This is a genomic window from Klebsiella sp. 10, assembly GCF_018223925.1.
GTDB classification, from domain to species: domain Bacteria; phylum Pseudomonadota; class Gammaproteobacteria; order Enterobacterales; family Enterobacteriaceae; genus Klebsiella; species Klebsiella pneumoniae.
Window position 1 is genome coordinate 340397 of record NZ_JAGRRB010000008.1, and the last position, 21432, is coordinate 361828.

At 57.4% G+C, this 21432-nt stretch carries 22 protein-coding genes; 13 read left to right on the forward strand and 9 right to left on the reverse strand.

The annotated features are described in order from the left end of the window. Positions 1–46: 46 nt before the first annotated feature. From fabZ to tilS, 9 genes are all read left to right on the forward strand, one after another. Positions 47–502 carry a 3-hydroxyacyl-ACP dehydratase FabZ gene (gene fabZ / locus KHQ26_RS10435; RefSeq protein ID WP_004145858.1) on the forward strand — a complete coding sequence of 152 codons (456 nt, stop codon included), beginning with the start codon at positions 47–49 and terminating at the stop codon, positions 500–502. A gap of 3 nt (positions 503–505) precedes the next feature. After that, positions 506–1294, forward strand: coding sequence for an acyl-ACP--UDP-N-acetylglucosamine O-acyltransferase (gene lpxA, locus KHQ26_RS10440; protein WP_004177356.1), 789 nt, complete (start codon positions 506–508; stop codon positions 1292–1294). Continuing rightward, positions 1294–2445, forward strand: coding sequence for a lipid-A-disaccharide synthase (gene lpxB, locus KHQ26_RS10445; protein ID WP_004177355.1), 1152 nt, complete (start codon positions 1294–1296; stop codon positions 2443–2445). The genes lpxA and lpxB overlap by 1 nt, the downstream gene beginning before the upstream one ends. Beyond that, the gene (gene rnhB / locus KHQ26_RS10450; RefSeq protein ID WP_002889376.1) at positions 2442–3041 is read left to right on the forward strand and encodes a ribonuclease HII; all 600 of its coding nucleotides are present in this window, start codon (positions 2442–2444) and stop codon (positions 3039–3041) included. The genes lpxB and rnhB overlap by 4 nt, the downstream gene beginning before the upstream one ends. Before the next feature lie 17 nt (positions 3042–3058). After that, positions 3059–6541 (forward strand): DNA polymerase III subunit alpha, encoded by a 3483-nt coding sequence (dnaE, locus tag KHQ26_RS10455; RefSeq protein ID WP_004177353.1) that lies wholly within the window; start codon positions 3059–3061, stop codon positions 6539–6541. Positions 6542–6553: 12 nt separating this feature from the next. After that, positions 6554–7513: an acetyl-CoA carboxylase carboxyl transferase subunit alpha gene (gene accA / locus KHQ26_RS10460; protein ID WP_004145855.1), complete on the forward strand. Its 960-nt coding sequence runs from the start codon at positions 6554–6556 to the stop codon at positions 7511–7513. A gap of 113 nt (positions 7514–7626) precedes the next feature. Then, positions 7627–9780 (forward strand): lysine decarboxylase LdcC, encoded by a 2154-nt coding sequence (locus KHQ26_RS10465; RefSeq protein ID WP_004177352.1) that lies wholly within the window; start codon positions 7627–7629, stop codon positions 9778–9780. 46 nt (positions 9781–9826) lie between these two features. Then, the gene (locus KHQ26_RS10470) at positions 9827–10216 is read left to right on the forward strand and encodes a VOC family protein (protein ID WP_002889387.1); all 390 of its coding nucleotides are present in this window, start codon (positions 9827–9829) and stop codon (positions 10214–10216) included. A 53-nt stretch (positions 10217–10269) separates the two neighbouring features. Beyond that, positions 10270–11583, forward strand: coding sequence for a tRNA lysidine(34) synthetase TilS (tilS, locus tag KHQ26_RS10475; protein WP_064162730.1), 1314 nt, complete (start codon positions 10270–10272; stop codon positions 11581–11583). 13 nt (positions 11584–11596) lie between these two features. On the opposite strand, the gene rof is transcribed toward tilS, so the two are convergent. Both rof and KHQ26_RS10485 read right to left on the reverse strand, forming a co-directional pair. Further along, on the reverse strand, positions 11597–11857 hold the full coding sequence (rof, locus tag KHQ26_RS10480; RefSeq protein ID WP_002889424.1) for a Rho-binding antiterminator: 261 nt from the start codon (positions 11855–11857) through the stop codon (positions 11597–11599). Further along, complete coding sequence (locus tag KHQ26_RS10485) at positions 11844–12044, reverse strand: YaeP family protein (RefSeq protein WP_002889429.1); 201 nt, start codon at positions 12042–12044, stop codon at positions 11844–11846. Before KHQ26_RS10485 ends, rof begins: the two co-directional genes overlap by 14 nt. A 196-nt stretch (positions 12045–12240) precedes the next feature. Here KHQ26_RS10485 and KHQ26_RS10490 point away from each other — a divergent pair, with 196 nt between their 5' ends. Genes KHQ26_RS10490 through nlpE form a run of 3 tightly spaced genes read left to right on the forward strand, consistent with a single transcriptional unit; the run spans position 12241 to position 13937 of the window. Then, on the forward strand, positions 12241–12786 hold the full coding sequence (locus tag KHQ26_RS10490; RefSeq protein ID WP_211777881.1) for a YaeQ family protein: 546 nt from the start codon (positions 12241–12243) through the stop codon (positions 12784–12786). After that, entirely contained in the window at positions 12783–13196 is a 414-nt protein-coding gene (arfB, locus tag KHQ26_RS10495; RefSeq protein ID WP_002889433.1) for an alternative ribosome rescue aminoacyl-tRNA hydrolase ArfB, read from the forward strand. The genes KHQ26_RS10490 and arfB overlap by 4 nt, the downstream gene beginning before the upstream one ends. A 42-nt stretch (positions 13197–13238) precedes the next feature. Continuing rightward, positions 13239–13937: an envelope stress response activation lipoprotein NlpE gene (nlpE, locus tag KHQ26_RS10500; protein WP_004177349.1), complete on the forward strand. Its 699-nt coding sequence runs from the start codon at positions 13239–13241 to the stop codon at positions 13935–13937. Between the two features lie 131 nt (positions 13938–14068). Here the strand turns inward: nlpE and KHQ26_RS10505 are convergent, their stop codons facing one another. The 7 genes from KHQ26_RS10505 to metN all read right to left on the reverse strand — a co-directional run bounded on the left by KHQ26_RS10505 (position 14069) and on the right by metN (position 20556). Next, positions 14069–14911, reverse strand: a complete 843-nt coding sequence (locus KHQ26_RS10505; RefSeq protein ID WP_004177347.1) for a YaeF family permuted papain-like enzyme — start codon at positions 14909–14911, stop codon at positions 14069–14071. Between the two features lie 58 nt (positions 14912–14969). Next, entirely contained in the window at positions 14970–16688 is a 1719-nt protein-coding gene (gene proS / locus KHQ26_RS10510) for a proline--tRNA ligase (RefSeq protein ID WP_004151928.1), read from the reverse strand. A gap of 112 nt (positions 16689–16800) precedes the next feature. Further along, entirely contained in the window at positions 16801–17508 is a 708-nt protein-coding gene (tsaA, locus tag KHQ26_RS10515; protein WP_004178661.1) for a tRNA (N6-threonylcarbamoyladenosine(37)-N6)-methyltransferase TrmO, read from the reverse strand. After that, positions 17505–17912, reverse strand: coding sequence for an Rcs stress response system protein RcsF (rcsF, locus tag KHQ26_RS10520; protein WP_002889443.1), 408 nt, complete (start codon positions 17910–17912; stop codon positions 17505–17507). The genes tsaA and rcsF overlap by 4 nt, the downstream gene beginning before the upstream one ends. A 107-nt stretch (positions 17913–18019) precedes the next feature. Next, the gene (gene metQ, locus KHQ26_RS10525; protein ID WP_002889445.1) at positions 18020–18835 is read right to left on the reverse strand and encodes a methionine ABC transporter substrate-binding lipoprotein MetQ; all 816 of its coding nucleotides are present in this window, start codon (positions 18833–18835) and stop codon (positions 18020–18022) included. Between the two features lie 43 nt (positions 18836–18878). After that, positions 18879–19532 (reverse strand): methionine ABC transporter permease MetI, encoded by a 654-nt coding sequence (locus KHQ26_RS10530; protein ID WP_002889448.1) that lies wholly within the window; start codon positions 19530–19532, stop codon positions 18879–18881. After that, on the reverse strand, positions 19525–20556 hold the full coding sequence (metN, locus tag KHQ26_RS10535) for a methionine ABC transporter ATP-binding protein MetN (RefSeq protein WP_002889450.1): 1032 nt from the start codon (positions 20554–20556) through the stop codon (positions 19525–19527). The genes KHQ26_RS10530 and metN overlap by 8 nt, the downstream gene beginning before the upstream one ends. A 188-nt stretch (positions 20557–20744) precedes the next feature. On the opposite strand from metN, the gene gmhB reads away from it, so the two are divergent. Next, positions 20745–21311 (forward strand): D-glycero-beta-D-manno-heptose 1,7-bisphosphate 7-phosphatase, encoded by a 567-nt coding sequence (gmhB, locus tag KHQ26_RS10540; protein ID WP_002889452.1) that lies wholly within the window; start codon positions 20745–20747, stop codon positions 21309–21311. Positions 21312–21432: the final 121 nt, after the last annotated feature.

A 21432-nucleotide genomic window follows, 5' to 3' on the forward strand; every position in this document is an offset into this window, starting at 1 on the left:
GCCGTGTTATTATTGCCTTTTAGTACATTTAGACAGGAAGAGTATTTTGACTACTGACACTCATACTCTGCACATTGAAGAGATTCTGGAACTTCTGCCTCACCGTTACCCGTTCCTGCTGGTAGACCGCGTGCTGGATTTTGAAGAAGGTCGTTTTCTGCGCGCAGTAAAAAATGTTTCTGTAAACGAGCCGTTTTTCCAGGGGCACTTCCCTGGTAAGCCGATTTTGCCGGGCGTCCTGATTCTGGAAGCAATGGCGCAAGCCACCGGGATTCTGGCGTTCAAAAGCGTCGGAAAACTGGAACCAGGCGAGCTGTACTACTTCGCGGGTATCGATGAAGCACGCTTCAAACGCCCGGTAGTACCAGGCGATCAGATGATTATGGAAGTCACTTTCGAGAAAACCCGCCGCGGCCTAACCCGTTTCAAAGGCGTTGCGCTGGTTGACGGTAAAGTGGTTTGCGAAGCGACGATGATGTGTGCGCGTAGCCGGGAGGCCTGATACGTGATTGATAAAACCGCTTTTGTTCATCCTACCGCCATTGTAGAAGAAGGCGCCGTGATTGGCGCTAACGTCCACATTGGTCCGTTTTGTATTGTTGGCGCTAACGTCGAAATCGGCGAAGGCTCCGTGCTGAAGTCTCACGTTGTCGTTAACGGCCACACCAAAATCGGCCGTGACAATGAGATCTATCAGTTCGCTTCCATCGGCGAAGTTAACCAGGATCTGAAATATGCTGGCGAACCGACCCGGGTGGAAATTGGCGATCGCAACCGCATTCGCGAAAGCGTCACCATTCATCGCGGCACAGTACAGGGCGGTGGATTAACAAAGGTGGGCAACGATAACCTGCTGATGATCAACGCCCACGTGGCGCACGATTGTACGCTTGGCGATCGCTGCATTCTGGCCAATAACGCGACGCTCGCGGGCCATGTTTCGCTGGATGATTATGTCATTATCGGCGGCATGACGGCGGTGCATCAGTTCTGCGTCATTGGCTCACACGTTATGGTTGGCGGCTGCTCCGGCGTGGCGCAGGACGTTCCGCCGTTCGTAATTGCCCAGGGCAACCATGCGACGCCGTTCGGCGTTAACATCGAAGGGCTGAAACGCCGCGGCTTCAGCCGGGAAGCAATCACCGCGATCCGCAACGCGTATAAACTGCTGTACCGCAGCGGCAAAACGCTGGAAGAAGCCAAGCCGGAAATTGCCGAACTGGCTGCTCAGCATCCTGAGGTTCAGCCGTTTGTCGATTTCTTCGCTCGTTCTACCCGCGGCTTGATTCGTTAATGGCTGAACAGCGTCCCCTGACGATTGCCCTGGTCGCCGGAGAAACCTCCGGCGATATTCTAGGCGCTGGTCTCATCCGCGCGCTTAAAGCACGCATCCCGAATGCGCGCTTTGTCGGCGTGGCGGGGCCGCTAATGCAGGCGGAAGGGTGCGAAGCCTGGTATGAAATGGAAGAGCTGGCGGTGATGGGCATTGTTGAAGTGCTCGGTCGCCTGCGTCGCTTACTCCATATTCGCGCCGATTTGACCCGCCGCTTCGGCGAGCTGCGTCCCGATGTCTTCGTCGGCATCGACGCCCCTGACTTTAATATCACCCTCGAAGGAAATCTGAAAAAGCAGGGCATCAAAACCATTCACTACGTCAGCCCGTCGGTCTGGGCCTGGCGACAAAAACGCGTTTTCAAAATCGGCAGATCCACCGATCTGGTGCTGGCCTTTCTGCCTTTCGAAAAGGCGTTTTATGACAAATTTAACGTCCCCTGCCGCTTTATTGGCCATACCATGGCGGATGCGATGCCGCTGGATCCTGACAAAGGCGCTGCGCGCGACCGGTTAGGGATCCCGCACAGCGTGCGCTGCCTCGCTCTGCTACCCGGCAGCCGCGGCGCGGAAGTCGAAATGCTTAGCGCCGACTTCCTGAAAACCGCGCAGCTTCTGCGCACCACCTATCCCGATCTGCAGGTGGTGGTGCCGCTGGTTAATGCTAAACGGCGGGAGCAGTTTGAGCGTATTAAAGCTGAGACGGCGCCGGATATGATCGTGCATATGCTGGACGGTCAGGCGCGCGATGCGATGATCGCCAGCGACGCCGCGCTGCTGGCCTCCGGGACGGCAGCGCTGGAGTGTATGCTGGCGAAATGCCCGATGGTGGTTGGCTACCGGATGAAGCCGTTCACCTTCTGGCTGGCGAAGCGGTTGGTAAAAACCGACTATGTCTCGTTACCGAACCTGCTGGCCGGTCGCGAACTGGTTAAAGAGCTGCTGCAGGATGAGTGCGAGCCCCAGGCGCTGGCAGCCGCTCTGCAGCCGCTGCTGGCCGATGGCAAAACCAGCCATGAGATGCATGAGACGTTCCGCGCCCTGCATCAGCAGATCCGCTGCAACGCCGATGAGCAGGCGGCGGACGCCGTACTGGAGTTAGCAAAACAATGATGGAGTTCGTCTATCCGCATACCCATCTGGTTGCCGGCGTCGATGAGGTCGGGCGTGGCCCCCTGGTTGGCGCGGTGGTGACCGCGGCGGTGATCCTCGATCCGGCGAAGCCGATTGTGGGTCTGAATGATTCCAAAAAACTCAGCGAGAAGCGTCGTCTGGCGCTGTTCGATGAGATTAAAGAGAAAGCGCTGTGCTGGAGCCTGGGGCGCGCCGAGCCGCACGAAATCGACGAGCTGAATATTCTGCATGCCACTATGCTGGCGATGCAGCGCGCCGTCGCCGGCCTGAGCATTGTTCCTGAGTTTGTCCTGATCGATGGCAACCGCTGTCCGTCGCTACCGATGCCCTCCCAGGCGGTGGTGAAAGGCGACAGCCGGGTGGCAGAAATCAGCGCAGCGTCTATTCTGGCAAAAGTCACTCGTGACGCCGAAATGGCCACGCTGGACCTCGCATTTCCCCACTACGGATTTGCCCAGCATAAAGGCTATCCCACCGCTGTTCACCTGCAGAAGCTGCAGGAACACGGCGCAACAGAGCATCACCGGCGCAGTTTTGGCCCGGTGAAGCGTGCCCTGGGCCTGGCGTCCAACTAAGTCACCGGGATCTAAAGATGGCTGAACCACGTTTCGTACACCTGCGGGTGCACAGCGACTATTCCATGATCGATGGGCTGGCAAAGACCGGGCCGCTGGTGAAGAAGGCGGCCTCGCTTGGCATGCCAGCGCTGGCGATCACCGATTTCACCAACCTCTGCGGACTGGTGAAGTTCTACGGGACGGGACACGGCGCGGGGATTAAGCCGATCGTCGGCGCCGACTTTCACGTGCAGTGCGACCTGCTCGGCGACGAATTTACCGAGCTGACCGTGCTGGCGGCGAACAACACCGGCTACCAGAACCTGACCCTGTTGATTTCCCGTGCCTATCAGCGCGGCTACGGCGCCCTGGGGCCGTGGATCGATCGCGACTGGCTGGTGGAACATCAGGAAGGGCTGATTCTGCTCTCCGGCGGCCGGAAAGGTGACGTCGGCGTCAGCCTGATCCGCGGCAATATGCCGCTGGTTGAACAGTGCGTCGCCTTCTACGAAGAGCATTTCCCGGACCGCTATTTTCTGGAGCTGATCCGTACCGGTCGACAGGATGAAGAGGCCTATCTCCACGCCGCCGTGGCGCTGGCGGAAGCGCGCGGCCTGCCGGTGGTGGCGACCAACGATGTCCGCTTTCTCGACACCAGCGATTTCGACGCCCATGAAATCCGCGTCGCGATCCACGACGGCTTTACGCTCGACGACCCGAAACGGCCGCGCAACTACTCGCCGCAGCAATATATGCGCAGCGAGGAAGAGATGTGCGAGCTGTTCGCCGATATTCCGGAAGCGCTGGCGAACAGCGTTGAAATTGCCAAGCGCTGCAACGTCACCGTGCGGCTTGGCGAATATTTCCTGCCGCAGTTCCCGACCGGCGATATGACCACGGAAGATTTCCTGGTCATGAAATCGAAAGAGGGTCTGGAAGAGCGGCTGGAATTCCTCTTCCCGGATCCTGCCGTCCGTGCTGAAAAGCGCCCGGAGTATGACCAGCGTCTGGATATTGAACTCCAGGTTATCAACCAGATGGGGTTCCCGGGCTACTTCCTGATTGTGATGGAGTTTATCCAGTGGTCGAAGGATAACGGCGTGCCGGTTGGCCCGGGACGCGGTTCCGGCGCCGGTTCGCTGGTGGCCTACGCGCTGAAGATCACCGATCTTGACCCGCTGGAGTTCGACCTGCTGTTCGAACGTTTCCTTAACCCGGAACGTGTCTCGATGCCCGACTTCGACGTCGACTTCTGCATGGAGAAACGCGACCAGGTTATCGAGCACGTGGCGGATATGTACGGCCGCGACGCGGTATCGCAGATCATCACCTTCGGTACCATGGCGGCGAAAGCGGTCATCCGCGATGTCGGTCGCGTGCTGGGTCACCCGTACGGATTTGTCGATCGTATCTCCAAGCTGGTGCCGCCCGATCCGGGCATGACGCTGGCGAAAGCCTTCGAGGCCGAGCCGCAGCTGCCGGAGATCTACGAGGCGGACGAAGAAGTGAAAGCGCTGATCGACATGGCGCGTAAGCTGGAAGGGGTGACGCGAAACGCCGGTAAACATGCCGGTGGGGTAGTTATCGCTCCAACCAAAATCACCGATTTCGCGCCACTGTATTGCGATGAGCAGGGGCTGCATCCGGTTACCCAGTTTGATAAGAACGACGTGGAATACGCCGGGCTGGTGAAATTCGACTTCCTCGGTCTGCGTACGCTCACTATCATTAACTGGGCGCTGGAGATGATCAACAAGCGCCGTGAGAAGAACGGCGAAGGGCCGCTGGATATCGCCGCCATCCCGCTGGATGACAAGAAAAGCTTCGACATGCTGCAGCGCTCGGAAACCACCGCGGTCTTCCAGCTTGAATCGCGCGGCATGAAAGATCTGATTAAACGCCTGCAGCCGGACTGCTTCGAAGATATGATCGCGCTGGTGGCTCTGTTCCGCCCGGGCCCGCTGCAGTCGGGGATGGTAGATAACTTTATCGACCGTAAGCATGGCCGCGAGGAGATCTCTTATCCGGACGTGCAGTGGCAGCATGAAAGCCTGAAACCGGTGCTGGAGCCAACCTACGGCATCATCCTGTATCAGGAACAGGTCATGCAGATTGCCCAGGTGCTGTCCGGATATACCCTCGGCGGCGCGGACATGCTGCGTCGTGCGATGGGTAAGAAAAAGCCGGAGGAGATGGCCAAGCAGCGTTCTATCTTTGAGGATGGGGCGAAGAAAAACGGCATAGACGGCGAACTGGCGATGAAAATCTTCGACCTGGTGGAGAAATTCGCCGGTTACGGATTTAACAAATCGCACTCCGCCGCCTACGCGTTGGTCTCCTACCAGACGCTGTGGCTTAAGGCGCACTACCCGGCCGAGTTTATGGCGGCGGTGATGACCGCCGATATGGACAACACCGAGAAAGTGGTTGGCCTGGTGGATGAGTGCTGGCGAATGGGGCTAAAAATCCTGCCCCCGGATATTAACTCCGGCCTGTACCATTTCCACGTTAACGACGATGGCGAGATCGTCTACGGCATTGGCGCCATCAAGGGCGTCGGCGAAGGACCGATCGAAGCGATTATTGAGGCGCGCAACAATGGCGGCTATTTCCGCGAGCTGTTCGACCTCTGCGCGCGAACCGATATTAAAAAGCTCAACCGTCGGGTGCTGGAAAAGCTGATTATGTCCGGGGCGTTCGATCGTCTCGGCCCACATCGCGCGGCGCTGATGAATTCGCTGGGCGATGCGTTGAAAGCCGCTGACCAGCACGCGAAAGCCGAGGCCATCGGCCAGGCTGATATGTTCGGCGTGCTGGCGGAAGAGCCCGAGCAAATTGAGCAATCCTACGCCAGCTGCCAGCCATGGCCTGAGCAGGTGGTGCTGGATGGTGAAAGGGAGACCCTGGGGCTATACCTCACCGGACACCCGATTAACCAGTATCTGAAGGAGATTGAGCGCTACGTCGGCGGCGTGAGGCTCAAAGACATGCATCCGACCGAACGTGGGAAAGTCACCACGGCGGCGGGGCTGGTGATTGCGGCGCGGGTAATGGTCACCAAGCGCGGCAATCGTATCGGCATCTGTACCCTGGATGACCGTTCCGGGCGGCTGGAAGTGATGTTATTCACCGACGCGCTGGATAAATATCAGCAGTTGCTGGAAAAAGACCGCATACTTATCGTCAGCGGACAGGTCAGCTTTGATGACTTTAGCGGGGGGCTTAAAATGACCGCCCGTGAAGTCATGGACATTGACGAAGCCCGGGAAAAATATGCTCGCGGGCTTGCTATCTCGCTGACGGACAGGCAAATTGATGACCAGCTTTTAAACCGACTCCGTCAGTCTCTGGAACCCCACCGTTCGGGAACCATTCCAGTGCACCTCTACTATCAGAGGGCGGATGCACGCGCGCGGTTGCGTTTCGGCGCAACATGGCGCGTCTCTCCGAGCGATCGTTTACTTAACGATCTGCGGGGCCTTATCGGCTCGGAGCAGGTGGAACTGGAGTTTGACTAATACAGGAATACTATGAGTCTGAATTTCCTAGATTTTGAACAGCCGATTGCAGAGCTGGAAGCGAAAATCGATTCCCTGACTGCGGTAAGCCGTCAGGATGAGAAACTGGATATTAACATCGACGAAGAAGTGCATCGTCTGCGTGAGAAAAGCGTAGAGCTGACGCGCAAAATCTTCGCCGATCTCGGTGCATGGCAGGTTGCGCAACTGGCGCGCCACCCGCGCCGTCCTTACACCCTGGATTATGTCCGCCTGGCGTTCGACGAATTTGACGAACTGGCCGGTGACCGCGCCTTCGCTGACGATAAAGCGATTGTCGGCGGTATCGCGCGTCTTGACGGTCGTCCGGTGATGATCATCGGCCACCAGAAAGGTCGTGAAACCAAAGAGAAAATTCGCCGCAACTTTGGGATGCCGGCGCCGGAAGGCTACCGCAAAGCGCTACGCCTGATGGAGATGGCTGAGCGGTTTAAAATGCCGATCATCACCTTTATCGACACCCCGGGCGCCTACCCGGGCGTCGGCGCGGAAGAGCGTGGCCAGTCGGAAGCGATCGCCCGCAACCTGCGTGAGATGTCGCGTCTGAGCGTGCCGGTTATCTGCACCGTAATCGGTGAAGGCGGCTCCGGCGGCGCGCTGGCGATCGGCGTGGGCGACAAGGTCAACATGCTCCAGTACAGCACCTATTCGGTCATTTCGCCGGAAGGCTGCGCCTCCATTCTGTGGAAGAGCGCGGATAAAGCGCCGCTGGCTGCGGAAGCAATGGGCATTATCGCCCCGCGTCTGAAAGAGCTGAAGCTGATCGATTCTATCGTTCCGGAACCGCTGGGCGGCGCTCACCGCAACCCGGAAGCGATGGCGGCAAGCCTGAAGGCGCAGCTGCTGGCAGACCTGGCAGACCTCGATCTGCTCAGCGAAGAAGAGCTGCTGAACCGCCGCTATCAGCGTCTGATGAGCTACGGTTACGCTTAACTTTTTCGTCAGGACTTAACACTAAGGGCCGGATTTTCCGGCCCTTTTTTTATGTGCGATGCGCTCGGGGGATTGCTATGATGCTTGACTTAGGTTAATACCAGGAGGAAAGCGTGAATATCATCGCCATCATGGGGCCTCACGGCGTCTACCACAAAGACGAGCCGATCAAAGAACTGGAAGCGGCGCTGCAGCGCCAGGGCTTCCAGACCATCTGGCCGCAAAACAGCGCCGACCTGCTGCAGTTTATCGAGCACAACCCGCGCATCTGCGGGGTGATCTTCGACTGGGATGAATACAGCGTCGATCTGTGCAGCGATATCAATCAGCTCAATGAATACCTTCCTCTGTACGCCTTTATTAACGCCCACTCGACGATGGATGTCAGCAGTCAGGATTTGCGCATGACGCTGTGGTTCTTCGAATATGCGCTGGGACTCTCCGAAGAGATCGCCACCCGCATTGGGCAGTACACCCGCGAGTACCTGGAGAATATCACTCCGCCGTTTACCCGCGCGCTGTTCAACTATGTCCAGGAGGGAAAATATACCTTCTGTACGCCGGGTCATATGGGCGGCAGCGCCTATCAGAAAAGCCCGGTGGGCTGCCTGTTCTATGATTTTTTTGGCGGGAATACGCTGAAGGCGGATGTCTCGATTTCGGTCACCGAGCTGGGCTCCCTGCTGGATCATACCGGCCCGCACCTGGAGGCGGAGGAGTATATCGCGCGCGCCTTTGGCGCCGAGCAAAGCTATATGGTGACCAACGGCACCTCGACGTCCAATAAAATTGTCGGCATGTACTCGGCGCCCGCCGGCAGCACCCTGCTGATTGACCGTAACTGTCACAAATCGCTGGCCCACCTGCTGATGATGAGCGATGTGGTTCCCCTGTGGCTGAAGCCGACCCGCAACGCGCTGGGGATCCTCGGCGGTATCCCCCGGCGCGAATTTACCCGCGACAGCATTCAGCAGAAAGTGCGCGACACGGGCGGGGCGCAGTGGCCCGTGCATGCGGTGATCACCAACTCCACCTACGATGGTCTGCTCTATAACACCACCTGGCTTAAGGAGACGCTCGATGTCCCGTCGATCCATTTCGATTCCGCCTGGGTGCCCTATACCCATTTCCATCCGATATATCAGGGGAAAAGCGGTATGAGCGGGGAGCGGATCCCCGGGAAAGTCATCTTCGAGACGCAGTCGACGCATAAGATGCTGGCCGCGCTGTCGCAGGCCTCGCTGATCCACATTAAAGGCAACTATGATGAAGAGACCTTTAACGAAGCCTTTATGATGCATACCTCTACGTCGCCGAGCTACCCCATCGTCGCGTCGATTGAGACCGCGGCGGCGATGCTGCGCGGCAACTCCGGTAAACGTCTGATCCAGCGCTCCATTGAGCGGGCGCTGGACTTCCGCAAAGAGGTGCAGCGACTGCGCGAGGAGTCGGACGTCTGGTTCTTTGATATCTGGCAGCCGGAAGCCGTGGATAAAGCCGAGTGCTGGCCGGTAGCGCCGGGCGAGGACTGGCACGGTTTCAAAGATGCCGATGCGGATCATATGTATCTCGATCCGGTGAAGGTCACTATTCTGACGCCGGGCATGGACGAGCAGGGGAATATGGATGAAGAGGGGATCCCGGCGGCGCTGGTGGCGAAGTTTCTCGACGAGCGGGGCGTGGTGGTAGAGAAAACAGGCCCCTACAATCTGCTGTTCCTGTTCAGTATCGGCATCGATAAAACCCGGGCGATGGGGCTGCTGCGCGGCCTGACCGAGTTTAAACGCGCCTACGATCTCAATCTGCGGGTGAAAAATATGCTGCCGGATCTGTACGCCGAAGATCCCGACTTCTACCGCAACATGCGGATCCAGGATCTGGCGCAGGGGATCCACCGCTTGATCCGTCAGCATCAGCTGCCGCAGCTGATGCTCAGCGCCTTTGACGTCCTGCCGGAAATGAAAATGACGCCGCATCACGCCTGGCAGCGCCAGATCAAGGGGGAGGTGGAAACTATTGAACTGGAGAACCTGGTGGGGCGGATTTCGGCCAACATGATCCTCCCTTATCCGCCGGGGGTTCCGCTGCTGATGCCGGGAGAGATGATCACCGAGGAAAGCCGGGCGGTGCTCGATTTTCTGCTGATGCTTTGCTCTATCGGCCGTCATTACCCGGGCTTTGAGACCGATATTCACGGCGCCAAGCGCGATGAGGACGGTGTGTATCGGGTACGAGTCTTAAAAAATGACGAAAGGCTTGCGCGTTAACGGCGCGCACGAGTAACGTGGCTGGCTTAACAGAAGGAGTTTAACCATGCTGGGTTTGAAACGGGTTCACCATATTGCCATCATTGCGACCGACTACGCCCGCAGTAAAGCGTTCTATTGCGATATTCTGGGGTTTACGCTGCAAAGTGAGTTTTATCGCGCCGAGCGCGATTCCTGGAAAGGCGATCTGGCGCTCAACGGCGAGTATGTAATTGAGTTGTTCTCGTTCCCGTTTCCGCCAGCCCGCCCCAGTCGTCCGGAAGCCTGCGGGCTGCGTCATCTGGCCTTTAGCGTGGATGATATCGACGCCGCGGTAGCCCATCTCACCGCGCATGGCGTGGAGTGCGAAGCGATTCGTGTCGATCCCTTTACCGGTAAACGCTTTACCTTCTTTAGCGATCCGGACGACCTGCCGCTGGAAATATATCAGCAGTAAATCTTGCCAGCGCGGCCCTGGCCCGGTAACGTGCCGGGCCATCACTTCTCGGTATGTTCGTGGATATGACGGCTGATATTGCGCATACGCTTCATCCCCATCGCCAGCTGCTGGTGGCCTTCAGCGGCGGTCTGGACTCGACGGTTCTTCTGCATCAGCTGGTGCTGCTGCGGGAACAGGATCCCTCGCTGACGCTGCGGGCGGTGCATGTTCACCACGGCCTTAGCGCCCACGCAGACGACTGGGTGGCGCATTGTCGGCAGATTTGCCAGCAGTGGCAGGTGCCGCTGGTGGTGCATCGCGTGACGTTAGCCCGGGGAGGGCTGGGCGTCGAGGCCCACGCTCGTGCGGCGCGCTATCAGGCCTTTCAGGATACGCTCAATGCCGGCGAGGTGTTAGTGACCGCCCAGCACCAGGACGATCAGTGCGAAACCCTGCTGCTGGCGTTAAAACGCGGCAGCGGTCCTACCGGCCTGTCGGCGATGGCGCCATCCTCTGCCTTTGCCGGCAGTCGACTACTGCGTCCTCTCCTCAATGAAACCCGCGAATCACTACGCCAGTGGGCGCTCGCCCATCAGCTGTCGTGGATCGAAGATGAGAGTAATCAGGATGATACCTATGACCGCAATTTCCTGCGCCTGCGGGTGATCCCGGTGCTGCGCGAGCGTTGGCCGCACTTTAGCGAGGCCGTCGCCCGCAGCGCCAGCCTGTGCGCCGAGCAGGAACAACTGCTGGACGAGATGTTGGCGGCGGAGCTGGCGTCGCTGGTGGCCGAAGATGGCTCGCTGGCTATCGCGCCGCTGGCGACGATGAGTCCGCCGCGCCGAGCGGCGCTGCTGCGTCGCTGGCTCGCCGGGCAGCAGGCGCCGATGCCCGCCCGCGAGGTGCCTGAGCGCCTCTGGCACGAGGTGGCGCTGGCGCGGGAAGATGCCAGCCCCTGTCTGCGGCTGGGGGAATTTACCGTCCGCCGTTTTCAACAGCGTTTGTACTGGGTGAAGTATCTTCCCGGTCAGACGGACAGCGTTCAGCGCTGGCCCGACTGGCGCCAGCCGCTGCGGCTGGCGGACGGTCTCGGCGAGCTGACGCTGCAGCCCGGCGGCAGGCTGCGCCCGCCGTCGGCGGATGAGCCGGTCACCGTCCGCTTTCGCGCCAGCGGCCACCTGCATATTGTCGGGCGCCATGGCGGACGCAAGCTTAAGAAGCTCTGGCAGGAGCTGGGCGTTGCTCCGTGGCGACGAGACACCACGCCGCTGCTGTTTTACGGCGAAACGCCGATTGCCGCAGCGGACGATCTGTTTGTGACCACAGAAGGTGAAGTGAAGGACGGGGAAGGGGTCAGGCTGATGTGGAAGAAAACGGGCGATTAAGCCCGTTTTTGATTCAGGATTCGCTCACCACCACGGTGCCGATTTCCGGGTGACTGAAGCTGGCGATTTTATCCAGGCGCAGCTCGCGGACGTTGCCGGCGAGTTCGACCACCAGATACTCGATATTTTTTCGCGAGATAAGATCGCTGGCCTTTGCCTGCAGCTGTTCGCCATCCTTCAGCGCCAGCGTCAGCACCAGGTGATGCTGGCAGGCCAGCTCCAGGTTGTCGTAATCATCGCAGTTAATGGGTTGATAAGTATCATTCATTGACATAATCGCTCACCAGTAAGTTTGCTGCCGCATAAGCGGCCTTTTCCCTGACTGACTCCGAAAGGGCCTCATCCGCCGCAATCTCATTCAATACTTTCAACACGCAACCCAGCGCATCCGGGATATACCCTAAGTCTCCGCTGGCTATTTCCGCATACCGCTTGCGTATTAACTCACAATAGTGGTCCACATGCCCTCCTGTCAGCGTTCTGACTCAACCGTGGGATGCAAGTTTAAGCCTACGAAGATAAACTCTGTTTAGCAAGGGAACTATATCATAGTCATTTAAGCAATTTCAGCAGGATGAAACAGGTTGCTGCGATTGACGACAGCCTTTTGCCGCCAGTTTCGCTACAATGTACGCCATTCTTTTCAGGAGTTTATTCATGGCGCTGAAAGCGACAATATATAAAGCTGCGGTAAATGTAGCCGATCTGGATCGCAACCAGTTTCTGGATGCTAACCTGACGCTGGCTCAGCATCCGTCAGAAAACCAGGAGCGCATGATGCTGCGCCTGCTGGCATGGATCAAATATGCCGATGAACGGCTACAGTTTACCCGCGGTCTGTCGTCGGATGACGAGCCGGAGCTGTGGCTGCTTAACGATCATCTCGGGGTCGATCTGTGGATCGAACTGGGTCTGCCGGATGAGCGGCGGATTAAGAAAGCCTGCTCACGGGCGCAGGCGGTGGCGCTGTTTGCCTATAATAGCCGGGCAGCTGAAATCTGGTGGCAGCAGAATCAGAGCAAGCTTGCGGCGTACCCGAAGCTGACCATCTGGTATCTTGATGATGCGCAACTGGCACTGCTTAGCGCCTTTGCCGACCGTACCATGACGCTGCAGGCCACTCTGCAGGAGGGCAGTATCTGGTTATCCGACGCTCGGAATAATCTGGAAATTCAGCTTACCGCCTGGCAAGCGTCGGCATGATTACTATTAGCCGCAGCGTAGCCCTTGCCGACGACGAAATCGTCTTGTCAGGCATTCGCGCCCAGGGAGCAGGGGGGCAGCATGTAAACAAAGCGTCGACGGCGATCCATCTGCGCTTTGATATTAAAGCTTCAAGCCTGCCGGAGTTTTATAAAGAGCGCCTGCTCGCCGCCAGCCACCACTTAATTTCTGCTGACGGTGTGGTTATCATTAAGGCTCAGGAATACCGCAGCCAGGAGATGAACCGTGAAGCGGCGATCGCCCGGCTGGTGGCCCTTATTAAAGAATTAACCGCAGTGCAAAAAAGTCGCCGGGAGACGCGACCGACTCGGGCATCGAAAGAGCGACGCCTTGCTTCCAAGGCACAGAAGTCCTCAGTCAAGGCGCTGCGTGGGAAAGTTCGCCAGTGAAGGCGTCGGCGAACGGGTGAAATGGATGATAAGGAAAGCAAAGTGAAGAAAATCGTATTCTCCGTGATAGCGGCCTGTTCGCTGTTCGCGCTGTTTGGTTGTAACCATCGCGCCGAGACTGACACGGTCCAGCCAGCGGCGATGGAAGAGCTCAAGCCGATGCAGCAAAGCTGGCGAGGCGTGCTGCCTTGCGCGGATTGCGAAGGTATCGACACCTCGCTGTTCCTGGAAAAAGACGGGACCTGGGTGATGAATGAGCACTACCAGGGCGCCCGTCGTGAGCCGTCATCCTTTGCCTCGTACGGCACCTGGGCACGTACCGCGGATAAGCTGGTGCTGACCAACAGCAAGGGCGAGAAATCTTACTTTCGCGCGAAAGGCGACAAGCTGGAGATGCTCGACCGCAACGGAAGCCCCATTCAGTCTCCTCTCAACTATACCCTGGAGCCAGTGAAGGCCAGCCTGCCGACGACGCCGATGGCGATGCGCGGCATGTATTTCTATATGGCCGATGCGGCAACCTTTACCGATTGTGCGACCGGTAAACGCGTCGCGGTGGCGAACAATGCCCAGCTTGAGCGGGATTATGCCGTCGCGCGCGGGACCGATACTCGCCCGGTACTGCTGGTGGTAGAAGGGCACTTTACTCTCGAAGCGAACCCGGATACCGGCGAGATGATGAAAACGCTGATGACGGATCAAGCCGGCAAATTTATTCCCGGTAAAGACTGCAGCCATTGATTGTCAGGCCCCTGTCCGGGTAACGGGCAGGGGATGATCCCGCACAGTACCACCTACTTCCTCCTGTTATTAGCCCTGTCACATCAAGAGTGAGCGTGGATCTGGCTGGCGGAAAAGCGTCAATCGTTTCTTTACTCCGCACCGTCCTTCGGTTTGTTCAGCCCCACCAGCTTACCGGCCTGAAGATAAACTCCCAGTTTCAAATGCCCGACATACTGGAGCTGCGTTTCGGGTTTAAACGTGGCGACGTCTCCTTCCCGCATGTGCAGCAGATCGGAAGGACTGATCCACGCCGCCTGCGCGAGCGTCAGCGGATGCCCGGCTCGGACAAAGGCCTCGCTGACAAACTCCGAGCAAAACCACGCTTTCTTGTCGCCGCTTGCCGCATCGCCCAGCTGCGCTTTGGCCAGGCCACTGACGCACTGCTGGCGAAAGTCTCGTGAGAAGGGGTTGAGCGAGCAGAGCGGTTTGGTGACCATATAAGGGATAAACTGAATAATGCCGCGATAGTTATACCCGCTGTCTTTGACCTGCCAGGCAAAACTTTTCATCGTCGTCGCCTGGTCCGGCGTCAGGTCAGGCACCCTGAGAGCAAAGAGTTTATCGCTGTGCGCCAGCGCCTGCTGAAGGCTAATCACTTGTACGCCGGCGCCGGTGGCTTCCGCAACCTGACCTTCGCCAACATACAGCGCGACGTGGCTTACGGAAGAGGCGCTGAAGGCGCGGATCCCAAGCGATGTGACGCCCAGGCTGGAGGAGAACAGCAGATCGCCGGAGCGCAGGTCGCTTTCGGCGATTTCGCGCAGTCCGCTGCCGGCAATCGAGCTTTGACGCTGGAGGGTAACAGCCCAGGATGATGAATGGTCATCGGCAGCAGATGTGGAAGGCGAGCTGCGGCCGACGTCCAGGGTACAGGCGGTAAGCAGGAGCAGGGCAAAAGTAAGCAGTCCGCTGCGGAGGAGATGTGCAGTCATTGGTACTGTCCTTGTAAAAAAAAGGCCCTGACATCCGTTCAGGGCCCTGAGGTGGGTGTTAGCCTTTTATCGCTTTAACCAGATATTCCACAATATCCCCGGTCTTAATCAGCTGCTTCTCACCGTTGCGACGATACTTGTATTCGATATCATCGTTGTCGAGGTTACGATCGCCCAGCACGATGGTGTGCGGGATACCGATCAGCTCCATATCGGCGAACATCACGCCCGGACGCTCTTTACGATCGTCCATCAGCACTTCAATACCCTGGGCGCTCAGCTCGGCGTACAGTTTCTCCGCCAGCTCCTGCACACGGTAAGACTTGTGCATGTTCATCGGCAGGATCGCCACCTGGAACGGCGCAATCGCATCCGGCCAGACGATACCGCGATCGTCAAAGTTCTGCTCAATCGCCGCCGCTACCACGCGAGTCACCCCGATACCATAGCAGCCCATGGTCAGGATCTGGTTACGGCCATCTTCGCCCTGGACCGCGGCTTTCATCGCCTCGGAGTACTTCGTCCCTAGCTGGAAGATATGACCCACTTCGATACCGCGCTTAATAAGCAGGGTACCTTTACCGTCCGGGCTCGGGTCGCCGGCGACGACGTTACGGATGTCGGCCACTTCCGGCGTCGCGACATCGCGGTCCCAGTTGATGCCGAAGTAGTGTTTGCCATCGATATTGGCGCCAGCGGCGAAATCGCTCATCACTGCTACAGTACGGTCGATAATCACCGGAACCGGCATGTTCACCGGGCCCAGGGAGCCCGGACCGGCGTTCACCAGGGCGCGGATCTCTTCTTCGGTGGCGAAGGTCAGCGGGCTGGCGACCTGCGGCAGTTTTTCCGCTTTCACTTCGTTCAGCTCGTGATCGCCGCGCACCAGCAGGGCAACCAGCGGGGAAGCGCTATCTTCAACCGCTTTCACCAGCAGAGTTTTCACGGTTTTTTCAATCGGCAGGTTGAACTGCTCCACCAGCTCGGCGATGGTTTTGGCGTTCGGCGTATCGACCAGGGTCATCTCCTGGGTGGCGGCTGCGCGCGGCTCTTTCGGCGCAACGGCTTCCGCAAACTCGATGTTTGCCGCGTAGTCGGAGCTGTCGGAGAAGATCACATCGTCTTCGCCGCTCTGCGCCAGCACCTGGAATTCATGAGAGGCGCTGCCGCCGATAGAACCGGTGTCAGCCTGTACCGCGCGGAAATCCAGCCCCATACGGCTGAAGATTTTGCTGTAAGCGGCATACATCGCGTCGTAGGTTTCCTGCAGCGATTCCTGCGAAGTATGGAAAGAGTAGGCATCTTTCATCAGGAATTCACGGGAGCGCATCACCCCGAAACGCGGGCGTACTTCGTCGCGGAATTTGGTCTGGATCTGATAGAAGTTCAGCGGCAGCTGTTTATAGGAGTTCAGCTCGTTGCGGATCAGATCGGTAATGACCTCTTCGTGGGTTGGGCCGAGGACGAACGGACGATCGCCGCGATCGGCAATGCGCAACAGTTCCGGGCCGTACTGCTCCCAGCGCCCGCTCTCCTGCCACAGTTCAGATGGCTGAACGACCGGCATTAACACCTCGATCGCACCGGCGTTGTTCATTTCTTCACGCACGATGTTTTCGACTTTTTTCAGGACGCGCACGCCGGTCGGCAGCCAGGTGTATAACCCGGAGGCCAGCTTGCGGATCATCCCGGCGCGCAGCATCAGCTGATGGCTGATTACCTCGGCGTCGGCAGGTGTCTCCTTCAGAGTGGAGAGCAGATATTGGCTAGTACGCATGTTGTAACGGTTCCAGTTAAACGAGCGGAACAGGCTGGTTGCCCAGCCTGAAACAAAAAAAGTGGTTTAGTTTACCAGTGTGGCAAAGATGCCAAAAGAGAGGAAAATAAAATTAGCGCGCTTCGAGGGCAAAGACTTCAAAACCGGAGGCAATCACCCGCCAGCGGACGTTGAAATCCAGCAGCCAGACGGCATACGTTTTTCCCGCTTGTTCCTCTTTTCGGTAGGCCGGACGCGGATCCTGCGCCAGCACCTCGCGGATAAACGCTTTGATATGTGGGTAACGTTTTTCCAGCGTGAGTAACTGTGCGTCTATTTCCGGCGTAAAGCTGACGTTCATACCCGCCAGCGGCGCCTGCTGTGCATAGCTGGCGCTGGCGTCCGGCAGGGCTTCGGCGAAAGGAAGATACGGTTTGATATCAACCACCGGCGTCCCGTCGACGAGATCGAGGCTGCCGAGTTCCAGTATTACCTGATCTTTCTGACAGCGAATGCCCTTGAGCTCAACGAGCGACATGCCGATGGGATTAGGGCGAAACGTTGAACGGGTGGCGAAGACGCCCATCCGCGCATTGCCGCCCAGTCGGGGAGGTCGCACCGTCGGACGCCAACCGCCTTCCATTGTCTGATGAAACACAAACAGGATCCACAGATGGCTGAAGCTCTCCAGGCCACGCACGGCGTCGGCCTGGTTATAGGGCGCGACCAGATGGAGTTCTCCGCCGCCGTGTTTCACCAGGCCTGGCTGGCGAGGAACGGCAAACTTCTCTTTATACGGCGAACGGATGACGCCTATTTGCGCGAACTGAAATGCGCTCATTGCGCCGAGACGTTAAGCGCTGAACCCAGGCAAACGGCCTGACGGTAGCAGCCTGGCGTACCGCTGGTCACTTCGCAGCGGTGAAGCAGGACGGCATTGGCTTTCATACGCGCGGCATTAATTTGCAGGCGCTTGCGCGCGGTGGGGATATTCGGCGGAGAATCCTGATTCGAAGCCTGGCAGGACTCGCCAGATACTTCACCCAGATCGCGGAACGGTTTACCAACCAGCTCTGACGCATCGGTGTAAATACGTACTGGGGCCGGGCGGGTGGCGCGCGGTTTGCTCGGCTCAGATTTAACCGGCGGGGTTGCAGTGCTTTGAGCAGGCTCAACGGGAGATCTGCTTAGCATGGAACAACCGCTTAACATGAGTGCTAACAAACAGATCGGTAAAGCACGCATAGTATTTCCTCAATGAATAAAAAACAGGGCGTTATTGAATCAGGTGCTTGCATAAATGACAAGACGGGCGTGAAGCCCGTCCTGAATGATATTACGGTGAGAAAAGATTACCAGCCTTTCACGGCACCGCCGTTAAAGATCTTGTTCGCTGCTTCGTAAACTTCATCGCTCTGGTAAGCCTGAACGAATTTTTTCACATTCTCAGCATCTTTATTGTCTTCACGCGCCACAATCAGGTTCACGTAAGGAGACTCTTTACCTTCAACAAAGATGCCGTCTTTCGCCGGGGTCAGGCCAATCTGGCTGGCGTAAGTGGTGTTGATAACGGCCAGCGCAATCTGCGCATCGTCCAGGGAACGCGGCAGCTGCGGCGCCTCCAGTTCAACAATCTTCAGGTTTTTCGGGTTCTCGACGATGTCCAGCGAGGTCGGCAGCAGGCCTACGCCATCCTTCAGTTTGATCAGGCCCACCTGCTGCAGCAGCAGCAGAGAACGACCGAGGTTGGTCGGATCGTTAGGGACGGCGATCTGCGAGCCCGGCTGCAGTTCGTCCAGCGATTTGATTTTCTTCGAATAACCCGCGATCGGGTAGACGAAGGTGTTACCGACAGCCACCAGCTTATAGCCGCGGTCTTTAATCTGCTGATCGAGATACGGTTTATGCTGGAAGGCGTTCACGTCGATATCGCCTTTGCTCAGCGCTTCGTTCGGCAGAACGTAATCGTTGAAGGTCACCAGCTCAACATCGAGGCCATACTTCTCTTTTGCCACTTTCTGCGCAACTTCAGCGACCTGCTGTTCCGCCCCGACGATAACGCCGACTTTAATATGATTCGGATCTTTTTCATCCTGACCGCAACCCACCAGCGCCAGAGAACCGATTAACGCGCCGACTGCCGCAAAAGTTTTGAAATTAAAGGCCATGTTATTTCCTTCCTGTAAGAATGAGTGTTGTCTGCCAATAACGTTATTTGTGAGTCACAGCCCGGACGATGCGATCGCCAGAGAATTGAATTAAATAAACCAGAACAACCAGCAATACCAGTACGGTATTCATCACGGTGGCGTTATATCCAATATAGCCATACTGATAACCAATCTGACCCAGGCCACCGGCGCCCACCGCGCCGCCCATTGCGGAATAACCCACCAGCGTGATGAGCGTGATGGTGGCGGCGTTGACCAGACCCGGCAGTGCTTCAGGTAGCAGGACTTTGCGCACGATCTGCAGCGGCGTGGCGCCCATTGCGCGGGAGGCTTCAATAAGGCCGGTGGGGATTTCCAGCAGGGCGTTCTCCACCATGCGGGCGATAAACGGCGCGGCGCCAACTGTTAATGGCACAATCGCTGCCTGCAGGCCGATAGAGGTACCGACGATCACGCGGGTAAACGGAATCATCCAGACCAGCAGGATAATGAACGGGATGGAGCGGAAAATATTCACCAGCGCCGACAGCGTGCGGTACAGTTTGGCATTGGCGACGATTTGCCCCGGACGGGTCACGTACAGCAGCACGCCCACCGGCAGGCCGAGGACAAAACCGAAGAAGCCAGAGACAAAAGTCATTGCCAGCGTTTCCCATACGCCGCGCAACAGCAGCCACATCATTGCCTCAGACATAACCCAATACCTCTACTTTTACATGATGTTCCTGCAGCCAGGCGATGGCCGCCTGAGTGTCTTCCTGTGTACCGTGCATTTCGGTGAGCATGATGCCGAACTTCACCCCGCCGGCATAATCCATCTGCGCGCTGATAATGTTGTTATTCACGTTGAAGCGACGCGCGGTTTCAGAGAGCAGCGGCGCATCGACGGAGTGGCCGGTAAATTCCATGCGCAGCATCGGTACGCTATCCGCTGTGGCGGTAGGTTTCAGGCGCGCCTGATAGTCATCCGGAATATCGAGGTGCAGAGTGGACTGAATAAACTGCTGAGCCAGCGGCGTCTTCGGATGGGAGAAGACTTCGCTCACGGTGTCCTGCTCGATCAGTTGACCATTACTAATGACCGCCACGCAGTCGCAGATACGTTTAACCACGTCCATTTCATGGGTGATCAACAGGATGGTCAGTCCCAGGCGACGGTTAATGTCTTTCAGCAGTTCGAGAATGGAACGGGTAGTGGCCGGATCCAGGGCGCTGGTGGCTTCATCGCACAGCAATACTTTAGGATTGCTGGCCAGCGCGCGGGCAATCGCCACGCGCTGTTTCTGGCCGCCGGAGAGGTTGGCCGGGTAGCTGTCGTGCTTATCACCCAGACCGACAAGATCCAGCAGCTCCGTGACACGGCGTTTGATTTCAGCCTGCGGCGTGTTATCCAGCTCCAGGGGTAATGCCACGTTGCCGAAAACGGTCCGCGAGGCCAACAGGTTAAAATGCTGGAAAATCATGCCAATTTGACGGCGAGCGCGGGTTAGCTCTTTCTCCGACAGGGCAGTCAGTTCCTGACCGTCAACCTGTACGCTGCCTTCGGTCGGGCGCTCCAGCAGGTTCACGCAGCGAATCAGCGTACTTTTACCGGCGCCGGAGGCACCGATGACGCCGTAAATCTGTCCGGCAGGGACATGCAGGCTGACGTTATTCAGCGCCTGAATGCTGCGATTCCCCTGCTGGAATACTTTGGTGATATTGGAAAGTTTAATCATCAGTTATTTATTATCGTTTAGCCGTTTGCCGTGGCATTTTCTTCTGCCGTATCCAGGCGATGCCTGGCAATGAAATGGATGTTAAGGCATCCAGACGTCTAAATCAATCTGACTCTTTATAATGAGCACTTTCTTGCATGCGGAAACATGCGATACTAGCGGCACTAGTCTTTTTCAGGAGCAAACCGGTGGCAAAGTCAGTACCCGCAATTTTTCTCGACCGTGACGGCACTATTAATGTCGATCATGGCTACGTCCACGAAATCGACAATTTTGAATTTATCGATGGCGTCATTGACGCGATGCGCGAACTAAAAGAGATGGGCTACGCGCTGGTGCTGGTCACTAACCAGTCCGGTATTGCCCGCGGTAAATTTACCGAAGCCCAGTTTGAAACGCTGACCGAATGGATGGATTGGTCTCTGGCAGACCGCGGCGTCGACCTCGACGGTATCTACTATTGCCCGCATCACCCGCAGGGTGCGGTTGAGGAGTACCGCCAGACCTGTGATTGTCGTAAACCGCATCCGGGGATGCTGATTTCCGCCCGCGACTATCTGCATATCGATATGGCTGCTTCTTATATGGTAGGGGACAAACTGGAAGATATGCAGGCGGCAGCGGCTGCGGATGTCGGGACTAAAGTACTGGTGCGCACCGGTAAGCCCCTGACTGAAGAAGCGGAAAAAGCGGCGGATTGGGTGCTAAATAGCCTGGCAGAGCTGCCGGCGGCGATTAAAAAGCAGCAAAAATAAGCGTTGCGTTTAAAAGATGAGCGGTTGAAATAAAATTGTATTTTTCCGCTTGTCATTCCCGGAGAGCTCCCTATAATGCGCCTCCATCGACACGGCAGATGTGAATCACTTCACACAAACA